Here is a 16626-nt window from a genome sequence, read left to right as displayed (position 1 = left end):
CTGTTCGCCTGCCGAAGGATGATCCCCCAGGGTGCGCACGGAATGGCGCTTCAGTCGCGTAGTCGACTGAAGTCATGCACGGCAAGCGGCGGACCACTCGGCGAGCCGTGCCCGAAGGTCTTCGCCGAAGAGGGCGTGTTCCTCGTACCCGGCGAACTCCTTCAGGTACGACTGAACATCTCGGCCGTCGCGGAGTACGAGACTTCCCGCCGTCGTCTCGATGGTGACCAACGCGGCGTCGTAGACGGTGAACGTACTCAGAGGAGTTCGGGGCGTCGGTGCCCCTACGGGGATCACCCCGATCTGAACGTTCGGGAGGTAGGACAGGGACGCCAGCCGGTCCATCTGCTCGGCCAGCGCCAGCGGGGAGACGACCGGCCAGCGAACCGCCTGCTCGGTCAGAACGAACGCGAACCGCTTCGAGGCGTCGTAGAGGACGGCTTGCCGTCCCAGCTTCCCCGCTACCGCCTGGCTCGTGTCGGCCGTCGAGTGGGCCAGGCTCGCCCGTACGTACTCCGGTGTTGCGAGCAGCCCGGTAACCATCGAGAGCAGGAAGTAACGCATGTGCGTAGAGGACGCTTCGAGCGACTTCAGCTCGGCCTGTCTCGTACCGAGCCCCTTGCGCCGAAGCTCTCGAAGGTTCCGCCACTCGGTGTTCGCCATCCTGGCGAGGGTGGAGACCTCGGCGACCAGTTCCGGCGGAGCGTCCAGCGCTCGCAAGATCTGCTCGACGTCGACCAGGGACGGCCGTGTCCGGCCGTTCTCGATGCGAGACACCTTCGACTGGGACATGTTGCAGCGCGCTGCGAGCCGGTCCCCTGAGAGGCCGGCTCGCTTGCGCAAGTACCGAAGCAGGGAGGCGAGTTCGGTACCAGACTCGCCAAGCTGCTCAGCTTCGAACGTCACTCCGTCACGCGCTCCGCGTACTCCAGGAAGGGAACCGACTCGGCAACGGCGATGCGCTGCCACTCGATGAACGGCGCAGGGTCACCCTCGTACAGCTCCCGGCTGATCTGCGTTCCGTCGTCCTCGTACTTCATGAGAACGACCGTCGAGCGGTCGAACATCCAGAAGTCCTCGACATCCGGCAACGGGTTCTCTCGCTCGGTCACGTCAAGGATGCGGATGTCCTCCCCGGCGAGCACGTGCGGGGCGTAGTACCGGGAGAACTCGAAGCGCAGGTACTCGGATAGCGGTCGATTCAGGACGTGCACTCGCCCCTTGCTCCTCCCCTCGCCGCGCAGCTGCTTCAGGTCTTCCGTGTACGCCGACGAGTAGGTGTCCGGGTCGACGCGCTTGCCTGCCCGGAAGGCTTCGAGTTCTTCCGCCTCCTGCGGTACGAGGTACTGGGGCAGGGTCTCCAGCCGCCACGCTTCCGACTGGAAGCCTCGGAGCATCGCCCGCCACTCCTCACCATCCAAGAGCACGAACGGCCTCCCGAAGAACGCTCTCGGGGATCTCCACGAGCCCTTCCCCCTGCGGGGGAGTGAAGACGTCGGACACGTCGCCCTGAACCACGATGGAGCCGGACGCGGTGCGGTAGACGTTCGGGCAGTCATCCTCTCCGCACGTGCCGTTGCCGTTCCCAGTGAGCCGAGTCAGTTCTTCGCGTGCCATGCGGAACCCCCTTGACTTGTCGAGCCGGACGGGCCGCCCGAGACGACCGTACGGGGGCCGCTCGCGGCCGTCCATGCACGGACGTGACTCATCCACGTTGTTGCATGAACTGGGTAGCGAGAGGGGTGCACAGAGGCTCTGAGGGATGTCCGGATCTTCCTCGCCGGGTATGACGAAGGGCCCCGCCCGACTCTCGTCAGACAGGGCCCGTGCTCGCTGAGCGCCGACAGCCGGCTCGCTCTCCGCGATCGGATCTCAGGGGTTCCGGAACGTGATCCGGCAGTGCTCGGTCGTCGCCGTGGCGACGACATACATGCTCAGTGCCTAACCTACGGCATGTGGCACTGCATGAACCTGGTGTGCGGTCCGGAGGGTCGGCCCAGTGGTGTCTTGCTTCGGGCCGGCGAGTTCACCGAGGGTGCCGGACTGGCTCGCAAACGTCGACTCTCGGCCCGAAATGACAAAGAACTGGCCAAAGGACCCGCAGGCCTCGCCACGGCGCTCGGGGTGGACCGGTCGCTCGACGGCACGGATGCCTGCGCACCCGAGGGCTCCCCACTGACCCTTCTGACGGGCACCCCCGTCCACTCCGACCAGGTACGCAGCGGCCCCCGCACGGGAGTGGCCGGCGACGGGGGCGTCCACCCATGGCGCTTCTGGATCGCCAACGACCCGACAGTGAGCCCTTATCGGGCCCATACGCCACGCCGTCGCTCAACTTGACGCGTCCCTGGGGGATCCGTAATGTAGCCCGAGCCGCTTGAACCGGTTACGGCGTTCAGTCTGCAGCCGAGAGTGGCCAACCCACTACCTACGACTTCCCCTCGGCGGGGGCGAATTCGGCGTGCCTGCATGCCTGAATTCAAACTCGCGGAACTCGATTATGAGTTGCGGAGGGAATCGACTAACGTAGTGAATGTCGAAAGGCCGCGAGACGGAAGCGCTCAAAGCCCGAAGACAAACCCCGCCGACCGGGAATCGGATACGAAAGAGTCTGATAGAGTCGGAACCGCCGGAAAGGGAAACGCGAAAGCGGAAACCTGGAAAGCAGCGAGGAAATCGGATCGGAAAAAGATCTGATAGAGTCGGAAACGCAAGACCGAAGGGAAGCGCCCGGAGGAAAGCCTGAGAGAGTCTCTCGGGTGAGTACAAAGGAAGCGTCCGTTCCTTGAGAACTCAACAGCGTGCCAAAAATCAACGCCAGATATGTTGATACCCCGTCCATCGGAGACTTCCGGTGGCGAGGTTCCTTTGAAAAAGTCCTGCCGGGCATTGCCTGGTAGGCGCACAGCGAGGACGCTGTGAACCGTCCGATTATTCCTCGGACGGTTCCGCTCTCGTGGTGTCGTCCCGATTACGGGAAAACATTCACGGAGAGTTTGATCCTGGCTCAGGACGAACGCTGGCGGCGTGCTTAACACATGCAAGTCGAACGATGAAGCCCTTCGGGGTGGATTAGTGGCGAACGGGTGAGTAACACGTGGGCAATCTGCCCTTCACTCTGGGACAAGCCCTGGAAACGGGGTCTAATACCGGATAATACTGCGGACCGCATGGTCTGCGGTTGAAAGCTCCGGCGGTGAAGGATGAGCCCGCGGCCTATCAGCTTGTTGGTGAGGTAGTGGCTCACCAAGGCGACGACGGGTAGCCGGCCTGAGAGGGCGACCGGCCACACTGGGACTGAGACACGGCCCAGACTCCTACGGGAGGCAGCAGTGGGGAATATTGCACAATGGGCGAAAGCCTGATGCAGCGACGCCGCGTGAGGGATGACGGCCTTCGGGTTGTAAACCTCTTTCAGCAGGGAAGAAGCGAAAGTGACGGTACCTGCAGAAGAAGCGCCGGCTAACTACGTGCCAGCAGCCGCGGTAATACGTAGGGCGCAAGCGTTGTCCGGAATTATTGGGCGTAAAGAGCTCGTAGGCGGCTTGTCACGTCGGTTGTGAAAGCCCGGGGCTTAACCCCGGGTCTGCAGTCGATACGGGCAGGCTAGAGTGTGGTAGGGGAGATCGGAATTCCTGGTGTAGCGGTGAAATGCGCAGATATCAGGAGGAACACCGGTGGCGAAGGCGGATCTCTGGGCCATTACTGACGCTGAGGAGCGAAAGCGTGGGGAGCGAACAGGATTAGATACCCTGGTAGTCCACGCCGTAAACGGTGGGCACTAGGTGTTGGCGACATTCCACGTCGTCGGTGCCGCAGCTAACGCATTAAGTGCCCCGCCTGGGGAGTACGGCCGCAAGGCTAAAACTCAAAGGAATTGACGGGGGCCCGCACAAGCAGCGGAGCATGTGGCTTAATTCGACGCAACGCGAAGAACCTTACCAAGGCTTGACATACACCGGAAACGGCCAGAGATGGTCGCCCCCTTGTGGTCGGTGTACAGGTGGTGCATGGCTGTCGTCAGCTCGTGTCGTGAGATGTTGGGTTAAGTCCCGCAACGAGCGCAACCCTTGTTCTGTGTTGCCAGCATGCCCTTCGGGGTGATGGGGACTCACAGGAGACTGCCGGGGTCAACTCGGAGGAAGGTGGGGACGACGTCAAGTCATCATGCCCCTTATGTCTTGGGCTGCACACGTGCTACAATGGCAGGTACAAAGAGCTGCGAAGCCGCGAGGCGGAGCGAATCTCAAAAAGCCTGTCTCAGTTCGGATTGGGGTCTGCAACTCGACCCCATGAAGTCGGAGTTGCTAGTAATCGCAGATCAGCATTGCTGCGGTGAATACGTTCCCGGGCCTTGTACACACCGCCCGTCACGTCACGAAAGTCGGTAACACCCGAAGCCGGTGGCCCAACCCCTTGTGGGAGGGAGCTGTCGAAGGTGGGACTGGCGATTGGGACGAAGTCGTAACAAGGTAGCCGTACCGGAAGGTGCGGCTGGATCACCTCCTTTCTAAGGAGCACTTCTCACCAGGAACCTTCGGGGACTTGGTCAGAGGCCAGTACATCGGCGAATGTCCGATGCTGGTTGCTCATGGGTGGAACGTTGATTATTCGGCACACTTGATCGTCTTCTCCTTCCAGTACTGCTCTTCGGAGCGTGGAACGTCGAGGGGAGCGGTGAGGGTGTCGGGCACGTTGTTGGGTGTCTGAAGGTACGGCCGAATGTGGCTGCCTTCAGTGCCGGCCCCAGTGAACTCCGGGTTGTACCGGGGGTGATGGGTGGTTGGTCGTTGTTTGAGAACTGCACAGTGGACGCGAGCATCTGTGGCCAAGTTTTTAAGGGCGCACGGTGGATGCCTTGGCACCAGGAACCGATGAAGGACGTGGGAGGCCACGATAGTCCCCGGGGAGTCGTCAACCAGGCTTTGATCCGGGGGTTTCCGAATGGGGAAACCCGGCAGTCGTCATGGGCTGTCACCCGCTGCTGAACACATAGGCAGTGTGGAGGGAACGCGGGGAAGTGAAACATCTCAGTACCCGCAGGAAGAGAAAACAACCGTGATTCCGGGAGTAGTGGCGAGCGAAACCGGATGAGGCCAAACCTCAAGCGTGTGAGACCCGGCAGGGGTTGCGCTTGGGGGGTTGTGGGATCTCTCTTCTGTCGTCTGCCGGCGACAGGACGAGTCAGAAACCGTTGATGTAGGCGAAGGACATGCGAAAGGTCCGGCGTAGAGGGTAAGACCCCCGTAGTCGAAACATCAGCGGCTCGTTTGAGAGACACCCAAGTAGCACGGGGCCCGAGAAATCCCGTGTGAATCTGGCGGGACCACCCGCTAAGCCTAAATATTCCCTGGTGACCGATAGCGGATAGTACCGTGAGGGAATGGTGAAAAGTACCGCGGGAGCGGAGTGAAATAGTACCTGAAACCGTGTGCCTACAAGCCGTGGGAGCGTCGGACAAGCACTTGTGCTTGTCTCGTGACTGCGTGCCTTTTGAAGAATGAGCCTGCGAGTTTGCGGTGTGTTGCGAGGTTAACCCGTGTGGGGAAGCCGTAGCGAAAGCGAGTCCGAACAGGGCGGTTTAGTAGCGCGCTCAAGACCCGAAGCGGAGTGATCTAGCCATGGGCAGGTTGAAGCGGCTGTAAGAGGTCGTGGAGGACCGAACCCACCAGGGTTGAAAACCTGGGGGATGACCTGTGGTTAGGGGTGAAAGGCCAATCAAACTCCGTGATAGCTGGTTCTCCCCGAAATGCATTTAGGTGCAGCGTCGTGTGTTTCTTGCCGGAGGTAGAGCACTGGATAGGCGATGGGCCCTACCGGGTTACTGACCTTAGCCAAACTCCGAATGCCGGTAAGTGAGAGCGCGGCAGTGAGACTGTGGGGGATAAGCTCCATGGTCGAGAGGGAAACAGCCCAGAGCATCGACTAAGGCCCCTAAGCGTACGCTAAGTGGGAAAGGATGTGGAGTCGCACAGACAACCAGGAGGTTGGCTTAGAAGCAGCCACCCTTGAAAGAGTGCGTAATAGCTCACTGGTCTAGTGATTCCGCGCCGACAATGTAGCGGGGCTCAAGCGTACCGCCGAAGTCGTGTCATTGCAGCATGAGGGCCAACGCCCGCTGTGATGGGTAGGGGAGCGTCGTGTGCCGGGTGAAGCCGCGCCGGAAGGCAGTGGTGGACGGTTCACGAGTGAGAATGCAGGCATGAGTAGCGATACACACGTGAGAAACGTGTGCGCCGATTGACTAAGGGTTCCTGGGTCAAGCTGATCTGCCCAGGGTAAGTCGGGACCTAAGGCGAGGCCGACAGGCGTAGTCGATGGATAACCGGTTGATATTCCGGTACCCGCTGTGAAGCGTCAAACATCGAACCAGGCGATGCTAAGTCCGTGAAGCCGCCCCGGAGCCTTCGGGCAAAGGGGAGTGGTGGAGCCGACGGACCAGACCTGTAGTAGGTGAGTGATGGGGTGACGCAGGAAGGTAGTCCATCCCGGGCGGTGGTTGTCCCGGGGTAAGGGTGTAGGCCGTGCGATAGGTAAATCCGTCGCACTTGTGGCTGAGACCTGATGCCGAGCCGATTGTGGTGAAGTGGATGATCCTATGCTGTCGAGAAAAGCCTCTAGCGAGTTTCATGGCGGCCCGTACCCTAAACCGACTCAGGTGGTCAGGTAGAGAATACCGAGGCGTTCGGGTGAACTATGGTTAAGGAACTCGGCAAAATGCCCCCGTAACTTCGGGAGAAGGGGGGCCATCACCGGTGAGGGAACTTGCTTCCTGAGCTGGGGGTGGCCGCAGAGACCAGCGAGAAGCGACTGTTTACTAAAAACACAGGTCCGTGCGAAGCCGTAAGGCGATGTATACGGACTGACGCCTGCCCGGTGCTGGAACGTTAAGGGGACCGGTTAGTCACAATTCGTTGTGGCGAAGCTGAGAACTTAAGCGCCAGTAAACGGCGGTGGTAACTATAACCATCCTAAGGTAGCGAAATTCCTTGTCGGGTAAGTTCCGACCTGCACGAATGGCGTAACGACTTCTCGACTGTCTCAACCATAGGCCCGGTGAAATTGCACTACGAGTAAAGATGCTCGTTTCGCGCAGCAGGACGGAAAGACCCCGGGACCTTTACTACAGTTTGATATTGGTGTTCGGTTCGGCTTGTGTAGGATAGCTGGGAGACTGTGAAGCATTGGCGCCAGCCAGTGTGGAGTCGTCGTTGAAATACCAGTCTGGTCGTGCTGGATGTCTAACCTGGGTCCGTGATCCGGATCAGGGACAGTGTCTGATGGGTAGTTTAACTGGGGCGGTTGCCTCCCAAAGAGTAACGGAGGCGCCCAAAGGTTCCCTCAGCCTGGTTGGCAATCAGGTGTTGAGTGTAAGTGCACAAGGGAGCTTGACTGTGAGACCGACGGGTCGAGCAGGGACGAAAGTCGGGACTAGTGATCCGGCGGTGGCTTGTGGAAGCGCCGTCGCTCAACGGATAAAAGGTACCCCGGGGATAACAGGCTGATCTTCCCCAAGAGTCCATATCGACGGGATGGTTTGGCACCTCGATGTCGGCTCGTCGCATCCTGGGGCTGGAGTCGGTCCCAAGGGTTGGGCTGTTCGCCCATTAAAGCGGTACGCGAGCTGGGTTTAGAACGTCGTGAGACAGTTCGGTCCCTATCCGCTGTGCGCGTAGGAGTCTTGAGAAGGGCTGTCCCTAGTACGAGAGGACCGGGACGGACGAACCTCTGGTGTGCCAGTTGTCCTGCCAAGGGCATGGCTGGTTGGCTACGTTCGGGAGGGATAACCGCTGAAAGCATCTAAGCGGGAAGCCTGCTTCGAGATGAGGACTCCCACCCCCTTGAGGGGTTAAGGCTCCCAGTAGACGACTGGGTTGATAGGCCAGATCTGGAAGGCGGGTAACCGCTGGAGGTGACTGGTACTAATAGGCCGAGGGCTTGTCCTCAGTTGCTCGCGTCCACTGTGTTAGTTCTGAGACAACGACCGTTGTCGGCTTTGAGCAGAACATTCAACTGAAGAGTGTGCTTGTTCGCTCGAAACCATTAGGGTTTCGGTGGTCATAGCGTGAGGGAAACGCCCGGTTACATTTCGAACCCGGAAGCTAAGCCTTACAGCGCCGATGGTACTGCAGGGGGGACCCTGTGGGAGAGTAGGACGCCGCCGAACAATATTTGGAGGACCTCTGGTCCCAGCGACTCGCTGGGACCAGAGGTCCTTTTTTGTTTTTCCGAAGCGCGCCGGGTACTCGGCTGCGCGAGAATGACTTGCGGTACCGAAGACAGGAGTCACCCATGTCCACCAACTCTCCCGATGAGCGACCCGAGCGCGACCAGCGCCGCCGGGACAGTGGTGACCGCGGCGGCTATCGCGGGGGCCCGCGCCGTGACAACGACCGGGGCGGGTCGGACCGGGGCGGCTATGGCCGGCGTGACGACCGCCGCGACGACCGCCGCGACGGTGATCGCGGTGGCGACCGCGGCGGTGTCCGCCGTGATGACAACCGCCGTGATGACAACCGTGGTGGCGGTGGCTTCCGCGGCCGTGACGATCGGCGAGAGGGCGACCGCGGCGGTCGTCCGCCGTTCCGCCGTGACGACCGCCGTGACGACCGCCCCGGCGGGCCGCGCCGCGACGACCGCGACGGTGGGTACCGCCGGGACGGCGACCGTCCGGCCTTCCGTCGTGACGATGCCAGTGGCCCGCGCCGCGATGACGACCGCGGTGGTTTCCGTCGTGATGACCGTCGTGACAGTGGTGATCGCGGGGGCTTCCGTCGCGATGACAACCGTGGTGGCGGCGGCTTCCGGCGTGACGACCGCAGGGACGACCGGCGTGATGACCGTCGGGGCGATGACCGTGGTGGTTTCCGTCGTGATGACCGTCGTGACGGTGGCGATCGTGGTGGCTTCCGGCGGGACGACCGCGGCGACTTCCGGCGTGACGACCGCCGCGAGGGCGACCGTCCGCCCTTCCGCCGTGACGACAGGCGGGACGACCGCCGCGACGATCGCCGCGGCGACGACCGCGGCTTCCGTCGCGACGGGGACCGTCCGGCTGTCCGTCGTGATGACCGTCGTGACAGTGGTGATCGCGGGGGCTTCCGTCGCGATGACAACCGTGGTGGCGGCGGCTTCCGGCGTGACGACCGCAGGGACGACCGGCGTGATGACCGTCGGGGCGATGACCGTGGTGGTTTCCGTCGTGATGACCGTCGTGACGGTGGCGATCGTGGTGGCTTCCGGCGGGACGACCGCGGCGACTTCCGGCGTGACGACCGCCGCGAGGGCGACCGTCCGCCCTTCCGCCGTGACGACAGGCGGGACGACCGCCGTGACGACCGGCGTGAAGACAGCCGGGGCGGCGGCTTCCGTGGTCGCGACGACCGCGGACGCGGTGGTCCGCGTCGTGACGACCGGGGCGGGCGCCCCGGCGGCTTCCGCGGCCGTGACGACCGCAGGGGCGACGACCGGCGCGGTGGCGGCCGTTTCCGTGACGAGCGGGACCGTGACCGTGAGCCGATCAAGCGGCTGCCGATTCCCGATGACGTCACGGGCGAGGAGATCGACAAGGATGTACGGCAGGAGCTCCAGAGCCTGCCCAAGGGGCTTGCGGAGGATGTCTCCCGGAACCTGGTGATGGTCGCCCGGCTCATCGACGAGGACCCCGAAGGCGCGTACGCGTACGCGAAGATCGCCCTGCGGCTGGCGTCCCGCGTCGCCGCCGTACGCGAGGCGGCCGGTTTCGCCGCGTACGCGAACCAGAAGTTCAGCGAGGCTCTCGCCGAGTTCCGGGCCGCGCGTCGGATGACCGGCGGCGTGGAGCTGTGGCCCGTCATGGCGGACTGCGAGCGCGGTCTGGGGCGGCCCGAGAAGGCGCTGGACATGGCCGGCGCGCCCGAGGTGCAGAAGCTGGACAAGGCCGGGCAGGTCGAGATGCGGCTCGTGGCCGCCGGTGCGCGGCGAGACATGGGACAGCTGGAGGCCGCCATCGTGACCCTGCAGAGCCCGGAGCTCGCCTCGAACTCCGTACAGCCCTGGACCGCGCGTCTGCGCTACGCGTACGCCGACGCGCTTCTCGCGGCCGGTCGTGAGGGCGAGGCGCGCGAGTGGTTCGCCAAGGCCGTCGAGTCCGACAAGGACGGCAGCACGGACGCCTCCGACCGGCTCGCGGAGCTGGACGGCGTCGAGTTCGTCGACGCGCTCGTCGAGGATGAGGACGAGACCGGGACCGAGCTTGAGACCAAGGTCGAGGACGAAGGCGAGGTCGAGGCTCCGAAGGCTGCGCGGGCGTCGTCCGATGGTGAGGGCGACGAAGAGGACGGTTCCGAGGACGACGTTCCTCAGAGCTGACGCCCAGTCGTACTGAGAAGCACACGGGCGGCGGGACTCCGGGAGGAGTGCCGCCGCCCGTCGGCGTTTCTAGAGCGCGAGTCCCCGCAGCACCAGCCCGGAGGCGGGTTTGGGGCCGAACGACGTCGACTTGCGGGGCATCGTGACGCCTTGGCGGGCGAGGTCGCGTACGACCTCCTCGTGGACCGGGTGCATCAGGACGGCCGTGCCTCCGTCGCGCTCCGCCTTCTCGACCGTGGCGGTCGTGTCGTGGATGTACGCGATGTGCTCGGGCGAGTCCTCAGGGATGCCCCAGATGTGGTCGAGGAGCGTGGCGTGCAGGACCGTCGCGTCCAGGGTGCGCCAGGCCTCGGGGTGCTCCGCCGGGATCGTACGGGCAAGGAGGTCCGGGTCCGGACGGTCGACCAGGTGGAAGGCGCCGTCGCCGGCAAGGAGGAAGGCGTTTCCTTCGGCGGCCGCCGCGGAAAGGGCCTCCAGGGCCTTGGAGAGGGGAACGCCGAGGTGGCGTACCCGGAAGGAGTCCGTGAGGGCGGCCAGCGCGTCGGAGACCGGCAGCCGGTGCAGCAGCCGGTGGATCGCGCGGACACGCAGCGGAAAGCGCAGGGTGTCCACCAGGAGGACCAGGCCGTAGTCCCAGGGGCTGGGAGACGGGTGCTCCGCGCGTAGACGCAGGTATGTTGCCCAGCGATGGTGGCCGTCGGCGATGAGCGCCTGGTGCTGGAGGAGATCTGTCTGGATCTCGGCCAGCTCGGCCGGATCGGTGACCGCCCACAGGCGGTGGCTGAAGCCGTCCTCCGTGGTCGTCGACAGCAGCGGCGGACGTTCGGCGGTGCGTTCGATGACGGCGGCCGTGCCGACCCGGGAACCGTTGCCTCGGTAGGTGAGCAGCAGGGGTTCGAGGTTGGCGGAAGTGGCGCGCATCAGGGCCGCGCGCTCCGCGACGACGTGCGGCATCACGTCCTCGTGCGGGAGGACGACGGAGTCCGACGGCTCCGACAGGCGCAGGGCGCCGATGACGCCGCGTTGCAGCAGGTCGCCGTCGCGCTGCTCGTACACATACAGGCCCGGCTCGGGATCGGTCGTCAGGACGCCTTCCGACAGCCAGCGGCTCAAGGTCTCGGCCGCCTGCCGGTTGCGGGCAGCGGGGGTGCCGTCCTGGGGGAGGATCAGCCGGACGATGTTGTGCGGGTCGGCGGATTCGAGTTCGAGCAGGCCGTCGGGCCGCACGATGACGTCATACGGCGGGGACGTCACGGCGGCGAGGCTGCCGACCCGGTCGGGGTCGTAGCGCAGGCCTCGGAACGGGGTCAGTTCGAGGCCGCTGCGCGCCGGTGTTTCCTCCTCGGGACCTGCATAGTTCATTGAGGCATCGTAAGTGTGTCAGTGGCATGCGCGATGATCGGGGGAACGGGATCGAACGAGGAGCGATGTGTAATGAGCCAGACCGTCAGGACGCGGCCCGAGGGCAGTGGCCAGGCCCTGAGCAAGGCGTACGACACGGCGCTGCTCGATCTGGACGGGGTGGTGTACGCGGGTGGCAACGCGATCGCGCACGCCGTGGAGTCCCTGGCCACCGCCCGCTCGGGCGGTATGCATCTCGCGTACGTCACGAACAACGCCCTGCGTACTCCGGACGTGGTGGCCGAGCACCTGACGGAGCTGGGGATACCCACAGAGGCGTCCGACGTCATCACCTCGGCGCAGGCTGCCGCCCGGCTCATCAGCGAGCAGGTGCCCGCGGGCGCGCGCGTCCTGGTCATCGGCGGAGAGGGGCTGCGGGTCGCACTGCGCGAGCGCGGGCTCGAACCGGTCGAGTCGGCCGACGACGATCCGGCGGCGGTCGTCCAGGGGTTCGGTGGCGCCGACCTGCGCTGGGGGCGCTTCGCGGAGGCGTGCTACGCCATCGCGCGCGGGGTGCCGTGGTTCGCCTCCAACACCGACCTGACGATCCCGAGCGCGCGCGGCATCGCTCCGGGAAACGGCGCGGCGGTCGAGGTCGTCCGCATCGCCACGGGCGCCGAGCCGCAGGTGGCGGGCAAGCCGCTGCCCCCGATGCACCGCGAGACGATCCTGCGGACCGGGGCCAAGCGGCCGCTGGTGGTCGGCGACCGGCTGGACACGGACATCGAGGGCGCGTTCAACGGAGAGGTGGAATCGCTGCTCGTGCTCACCGGTGTGACGGACGGCGCGCAGCTCCTCGCGGCCCCGCCGCAGCACCGGCCGACGTATGTCGACGCGGATCTGCGCGGTCTGCTCACCGGGCAGCCGGAGGTCGTGGAGGCGGGCGACGGGTTCCGCTGCGGCGGCTGGACCGCCACGGCCGGTAGCGAGCGGCTGGAGCTGGAGGGCGACGGCGAGGTCCTCGACGGGCTGCGGGCGCTGTGCGCGGCGGCCTGGACGGCGGCCGGGGAGAGCACCTGCGAGTTGGACGGCGGGAAGGCGCTGGCGCGGCTGGGGCTTTGAGCACCCCCGGGCATCCGGCAGCAGGGGTCTTGACGGCTCATCGGGGGCTGCTCGGGCGCTCGGGCAGCGCTTGAAGGATTGGCGGGGCGCTCGGGCGACGCTTCAAGGATTGGCGGGGCGCTCGGGCGACGCTTCAACGATCGGCCGGGCATTCGGGAAATTCACCAACGACTGCTCGGACATTCGGGTGAGTCATCAGTGACGGCTCGAGCCATCGACGGCTCATCGGCGATTGTCGGGGCGTCCCGGCGACTCATGGGCGTGCCCGGGCGCTCGGGCGGCTCGACAGTGCCTGTCCGGGCGCCCTGGCGGCTCATCAGCGACGGTCCCGGCAATCGACTGCTCACCAGTGACCCGCTCGGGCACTCGGCGGCCCACCAGCGGTGGCGGGGACATCGAGCCGGTATGCGAGGGTAGGCTAACCTAACCTCGTGTTGGTCGACAGTCCTCCCGAACAGCGCGCGGAGATCGCCCCCGCGCCCCCAACCCGACGGGCGATACGTGCCTTTGGGCTCCTCGCGTCCGTGGGTGTCCTGGTGCTCGTCGCCCTGGCGAGTATCGCGATCGGTGCGAAGGCGCTGCCGCTCGACCAGGTCTGGCACGGCCTGTTCCACGACTCGGGGACGTACGCCGACGTCGTGGTCGCCGACCGGGTCTCCCGCACCGTCCTCGGGCTGCTGGTCGGCGCCGCGCTCGGGTTGTCCGGTGCCGTCCTCCAGGCGCTCACCCGCAATCCGCTGGCCGACCCCGGACTGCTCGGCATCAACGCGGGCGCGTCCGCCGCGGTCGTCACCGCCATCACGTATTTCGGCGTCACGAGTCTGAGTGGCTACGTCTGGTTCGCCTTCTTCGGGGCGGCGGCGGTCGGTGCCCTCGTCTGGTTCCTGGGCGGCAGCCGGGGTGCGACGCCGATACGGCTCGCGCTCGCGGGCACCGCCATCAGCGCCGCTCTCTACGGCTACCTCCAGGCCGTGATGATCATGGACGACGCTGCGCTCGGAAAGATGCGCTTCTGGACCGTCGGTTCGCTGGCGTCGGCCACCGACACGACCATCAAGCAGGTCGTGCCGTTCCTCGCGGGCGGCACGATCATCGCGCTGGCTCTCGCCCGGCCGCTGAACGCGGTGGCCATGGGCGACGACACGGCCCGCGCGCTCGGCGCCCACCTGAACCGCACCCGCGCGCTGTCCATGGCCGCCGCGACCGTGCTGTGCGGTGCCGCGACCGCCGCCTGCGGGCCGATCGTCTTCGTCGGGCTGATGGTCCCGCATGTCGTGCGGTCCTTCACCGGCCCCGACCTGCGCTGGATTCTGCCGTACGCCACTGTCCTGTCGCCCGTGCTGCTGCTCGGCGCCGATGTGCTCGGACGGATGGTCGTCCGGCCCGCGGAGCTGCAGGTCGGCATCGTCACCGCGGTCCTGGGCGGCCCTGTCTTCATCTATCTCGTACGACGGCGGAGGACGGCGCGGCTGTGACCACACGGGCGACCACAGGTAAGCCGACCCCCGCCCTTCGGTCGGTCCGCGCGCCCGGCGGTCTCTCCGTCCGGCTCGATGTCCGGGCGCTCACCGTCGTCGTGCTGCTGCTGGTGGCCGCGCTCGCCGCGAGTGTGGTGCTGATCGGCACCGGCGACTTCCCGATCCCGGCCGTCGACGTCCTCAAGACGCTGGTCGGCAACGGCAGCGTGAGCCAGGAGTTCATCGTCAACGACCTGCGGCTGCCGCGGGTTCTCGTCGGTCTGCTCGTCGGGACCTCGCTCGGGCTCGGCGGGGCGCTCTTCCAGTCCATCTCCCGCAATCCGCTGGGCAGTCCGGACGTACTGGGCCTCGGACAGGGCTCGACGGCCGGCGCGCTCGTGATGATCGTGTTGTTCTCCGGGAGCGCGAACCAGGTCGCTCTCGGGGCGCTCGTCGGCGGTCTCGTGACCGGATTCGCCATTTATCTGCTCGCCTGGAAGCGGGGTGTGCTCGGTTATCGGCTGGTCCTGGTCGGTATCGGTGTCTCCGCGATCGTCACGGCGGTCAACGGATACCTGCTCACCAAGGCCGACATCGTCGACGCGGCCCGCGCGGTCGTGTGGATGACCGGCTCGCTCAACGGCCGTGACTGGGACCAGGTCTGGCCGCTGCTCGTCATGTGCGCGGTCCTCGTGCCACTCGTCCTGGGCAATGCGCGGGGGCTGCGCATGATGGAGATGGGCGACGACGTCTCGTACGCCCTCGGAGTGCGGGTCGAGCGGACGCGGCTGCTGCTGATGCTGGCTGCGGTGCTGCTCACCGCGGGCGCCACCGCCGCCGCGGGTCCCGTCGGCTTCGTGGCGCTGACCGCGCCGCAGCTGGCCCGACGGCTGACCCGGTCGCCCGGACCGAACCTGGTGCCGTCGATGTGCATGGGCGCGACCCTGCTGATCGTCGCGGACTGGGCCTCCCAGCGGGCCTTCGGCGCCGACCAGCTGCCCGTCGGCGTCGTGACCGGAGTCCTGGGCGGGGTCTATCTGCTGTGGCTCCTTGTCACCGAGCGCAAGGCAGGCCGGATGTGAACACCAAGAGGAGCGCTACGACTGTGAACCGCCTGTCGGCCGACAACGTCACCCTCGGCTACGACCAGCGCGTCATCGCGGAGAAGTTGTCGGTGGAGATCCCCGACAACTCCTTCACCGTGATCGTCGGTCCGAACGCCTGCGGCAAGTCCACGCTGCTGCGTGCGCTTTCGCGGATGCTGAAGCCCTCCGAGGGGCGAGTGCTGCTCGACGGGCAGGTCATCCAGTCGATGCCGGCGAAGAAGGTGGCCCGCACGCTCGGACTGCTGCCGCAGTCGTCGATCGCGCCGGACGGGATCACTGTCGGCGACCTGGTCGGCCGCGGCCGCTATCCGCACCAGGGGTTGTTGCGCCAGTGGTCGACGGAGGACGAACGGGTGGTGCAGGAGTCGATGGCCTCGACCGGGGTCGCCGAGCTCGCCGAACGCTATGTCGACGAATTGTCGGGCGGTCAGCGGCAACGCGTGTGGATCGCGATGGCGCTCGCGCAGCAGACCCCGCTGCTGCTCCTGGACGAGCCGACGACCTATCTCGACGTCCAGCACCAGATCGACGTGCTCGACCTGTGTGCGGAGCTTCACGAGGAGCAGGGGCGGACGCTGGTCGCGGTCCTGCACGACCTCAATCACGCCGCCCGGTACGCCACCCACCTCATCGCTCTGCGGGACGGCGAGGTCATCGCCGAGGGCGCGCCGAACGACATCGTCACGGCCGAGCTGGTCGAGCGCGTCTTCGGCCTGCGCTGCCAGGTCATCGACGACCCGGAGACGGGAACGCCGCTGGTGGTGCCGGCGGCACGCAAGGCGCGTACGGCCGCGTCGGTATCGGCTGCATCGGCGGCGTCGTCATCGGCTGCATCCGGATCGGCTGTATCGGCTACAGAAGGGTCCTGAGGCGGAACAGGTCGCGCAGGCCCGCCTCCAGCTTCACCCGGCCCGAGCCCCAGGCCTTCGCGAAGTTCAGGTCGCCGTTCACCATCGAGACCAGGTCGTCGCCCTTCATCGTGAGCCGGATCTGGCTCTTCTCGCGGGGTGGGCCCTGGAGCGTGTCGAGCACCTCGATCCGGCCGTCCTTGAGACGGCCCACGAAGGTGATGTCCAGGTCGGTGATACGGCAGCTCAGCGAGCGGTCCAGGGCCGCAGCGCTGCGTACGTCCCCTTCGGCGCCCGCAAGGTTGTCCGAGAGCTTGTCGAGTGCGGTACGGCACTCCTCAATCGTCGCCATCGTGATCGACGGTACCGCAGCGCTTCGCGGTAGCGTCGGGGCATGAGCGA

Annotated in this window: 11 protein-coding genes, 3 rRNA genes and 1 pseudogene; 10 read left to right on the top strand and 5 right to left on the bottom strand. The window is 65.7% G+C overall.

Annotation, left to right across the window (positions count from 1 at the left end; all coding sequences use genetic code 11):
* Positions 1-72: 72 nt before the first annotated feature.
* From OG390_RS11545 to OG390_RS11535, 3 genes are read right to left on the bottom strand one after another with little or no spacing between them, the layout of a single operon-like run.
* Positions 73-906, bottom strand: coding sequence for a helix-turn-helix domain-containing protein (locus OG390_RS11545; protein ID WP_406167205.1), 834 nt, complete (start codon positions 904-906; stop codon positions 73-75).
* The gene (locus OG390_RS11540) at positions 903-1427 is read right to left on the bottom strand and encodes a DUF6879 family protein (protein ID WP_406167203.1); all 525 of its coding nucleotides are present in this window, start codon (positions 1425-1427) and stop codon (positions 903-905) included. The genes OG390_RS11545 and OG390_RS11540 overlap by 4 nt, the downstream gene beginning before the upstream one ends.
* On the bottom strand, positions 1411-1617 hold the full coding sequence (locus tag OG390_RS11535) for a hypothetical protein (RefSeq protein WP_078952652.1): 207 nt from the start codon (positions 1615-1617) through the stop codon (positions 1411-1413). The genes OG390_RS11540 and OG390_RS11535 overlap by 17 nt, the downstream gene beginning before the upstream one ends.
* A 327-nt stretch (positions 1618-1944) precedes the next feature.
* Between OG390_RS11535 and OG390_RS11530 the strand changes: the two are divergent.
* The 6 genes and pseudogenes from OG390_RS11530 to OG390_RS11505 form a co-directional block, all read left to right on the top strand.
* Positions 1945-2340: pseudogene (locus OG390_RS11530) on the top strand (DNA-3-methyladenine glycosylase); the annotation flags it as partial.
* 644 nt (positions 2341-2984) lie between these two features.
* Positions 2985-4510, top strand: a 16S ribosomal RNA gene (locus OG390_RS11525).
* A gap of 316 nt (positions 4511-4826) precedes the next feature.
* Positions 4827-7946: ribosomal RNA gene (locus tag OG390_RS11520) — 23S ribosomal RNA — on the top strand.
* 104 nt (positions 7947-8050) lie between these two features.
* Positions 8051-8167: ribosomal RNA gene (gene rrf / locus OG390_RS11515) — 5S ribosomal RNA — on the top strand.
* The 16S, 23S and 5S rRNA genes sit together here, the layout of an rRNA operon.
* A gap of 144 nt (positions 8168-8311) precedes the next feature.
* Positions 8312-9637, top strand: coding sequence for a hypothetical protein (locus OG390_RS11510; RefSeq protein WP_406177616.1), 1326 nt, complete (start codon positions 8312-8314; stop codon positions 9635-9637).
* The gene (locus tag OG390_RS11505) at positions 9529-10350 is read left to right on the top strand and encodes a hypothetical protein (RefSeq protein ID WP_406177614.1); all 822 of its coding nucleotides are present in this window, start codon (positions 9529-9531) and stop codon (positions 10348-10350) included. The genes OG390_RS11510 and OG390_RS11505 overlap by 109 nt, the downstream gene beginning before the upstream one ends.
* A 69-nt stretch (positions 10351-10419) precedes the next feature.
* Here the strand turns inward: OG390_RS11505 and OG390_RS11500 are convergent, their stop codons facing one another.
* Positions 10420-11712, bottom strand: coding sequence for a DUF1015 domain-containing protein (locus OG390_RS11500; RefSeq protein WP_406167201.1), 1293 nt, complete (start codon positions 11710-11712; stop codon positions 10420-10422).
* A gap of 72 nt (positions 11713-11784) precedes the next feature.
* Here OG390_RS11500 and OG390_RS11495 point away from each other — a divergent pair, with 72 nt between their 5' ends.
* The 4 genes from OG390_RS11495 (at position 11785) to OG390_RS11480 (ending at position 16245) form a co-directional block, all read left to right on the top strand.
* Entirely contained in the window at positions 11785-12813 is a 1029-nt protein-coding gene (locus OG390_RS11495) for an HAD hydrolase-like protein (RefSeq protein ID WP_406167199.1), read from the top strand.
* A gap of 431 nt (positions 12814-13244) precedes the next feature.
* Complete coding sequence (locus tag OG390_RS11490; protein ID WP_406167198.1) at positions 13245-14288, top strand: FecCD family ABC transporter permease; 1044 nt, start codon at positions 13245-13247, stop codon at positions 14286-14288.
* Complete coding sequence (locus tag OG390_RS11485; RefSeq protein WP_406167196.1) at positions 14285-15352, top strand: FecCD family ABC transporter permease; 1068 nt, start codon at positions 14285-14287, stop codon at positions 15350-15352. Before OG390_RS11490 ends, OG390_RS11485 begins: the two co-directional genes overlap by 4 nt.
* Positions 15313-16245, top strand: a complete 933-nt coding sequence (locus tag OG390_RS11480; protein ID WP_406167194.1) for an ABC transporter ATP-binding protein — start codon at positions 15313-15315, stop codon at positions 16243-16245. Before OG390_RS11485 ends, OG390_RS11480 begins: the two co-directional genes overlap by 40 nt.
* Here OG390_RS11480 and OG390_RS11475 read toward each other — a convergent pair.
* Complete coding sequence (locus tag OG390_RS11475) at positions 16229-16576, bottom strand: SCP2 sterol-binding domain-containing protein (RefSeq protein ID WP_406167192.1); 348 nt, start codon at positions 16574-16576, stop codon at positions 16229-16231. The genes OG390_RS11480 and OG390_RS11475 overlap by 17 nt on opposite strands.
* Positions 16577-16626 lie beyond the last annotated feature (50 nt).

The sequence above is a fragment of the Streptomyces sp. NBC_00996 genome (genome assembly GCF_045162675.1).
Classification (GTDB): Bacteria; Actinomycetota; Actinomycetes; order Streptomycetales; family Streptomycetaceae; genus Streptomyces.
Note: the sequence above shows the minus strand (reverse complement) of the source record. Positions and strands in the feature narration are given on the sequence as shown.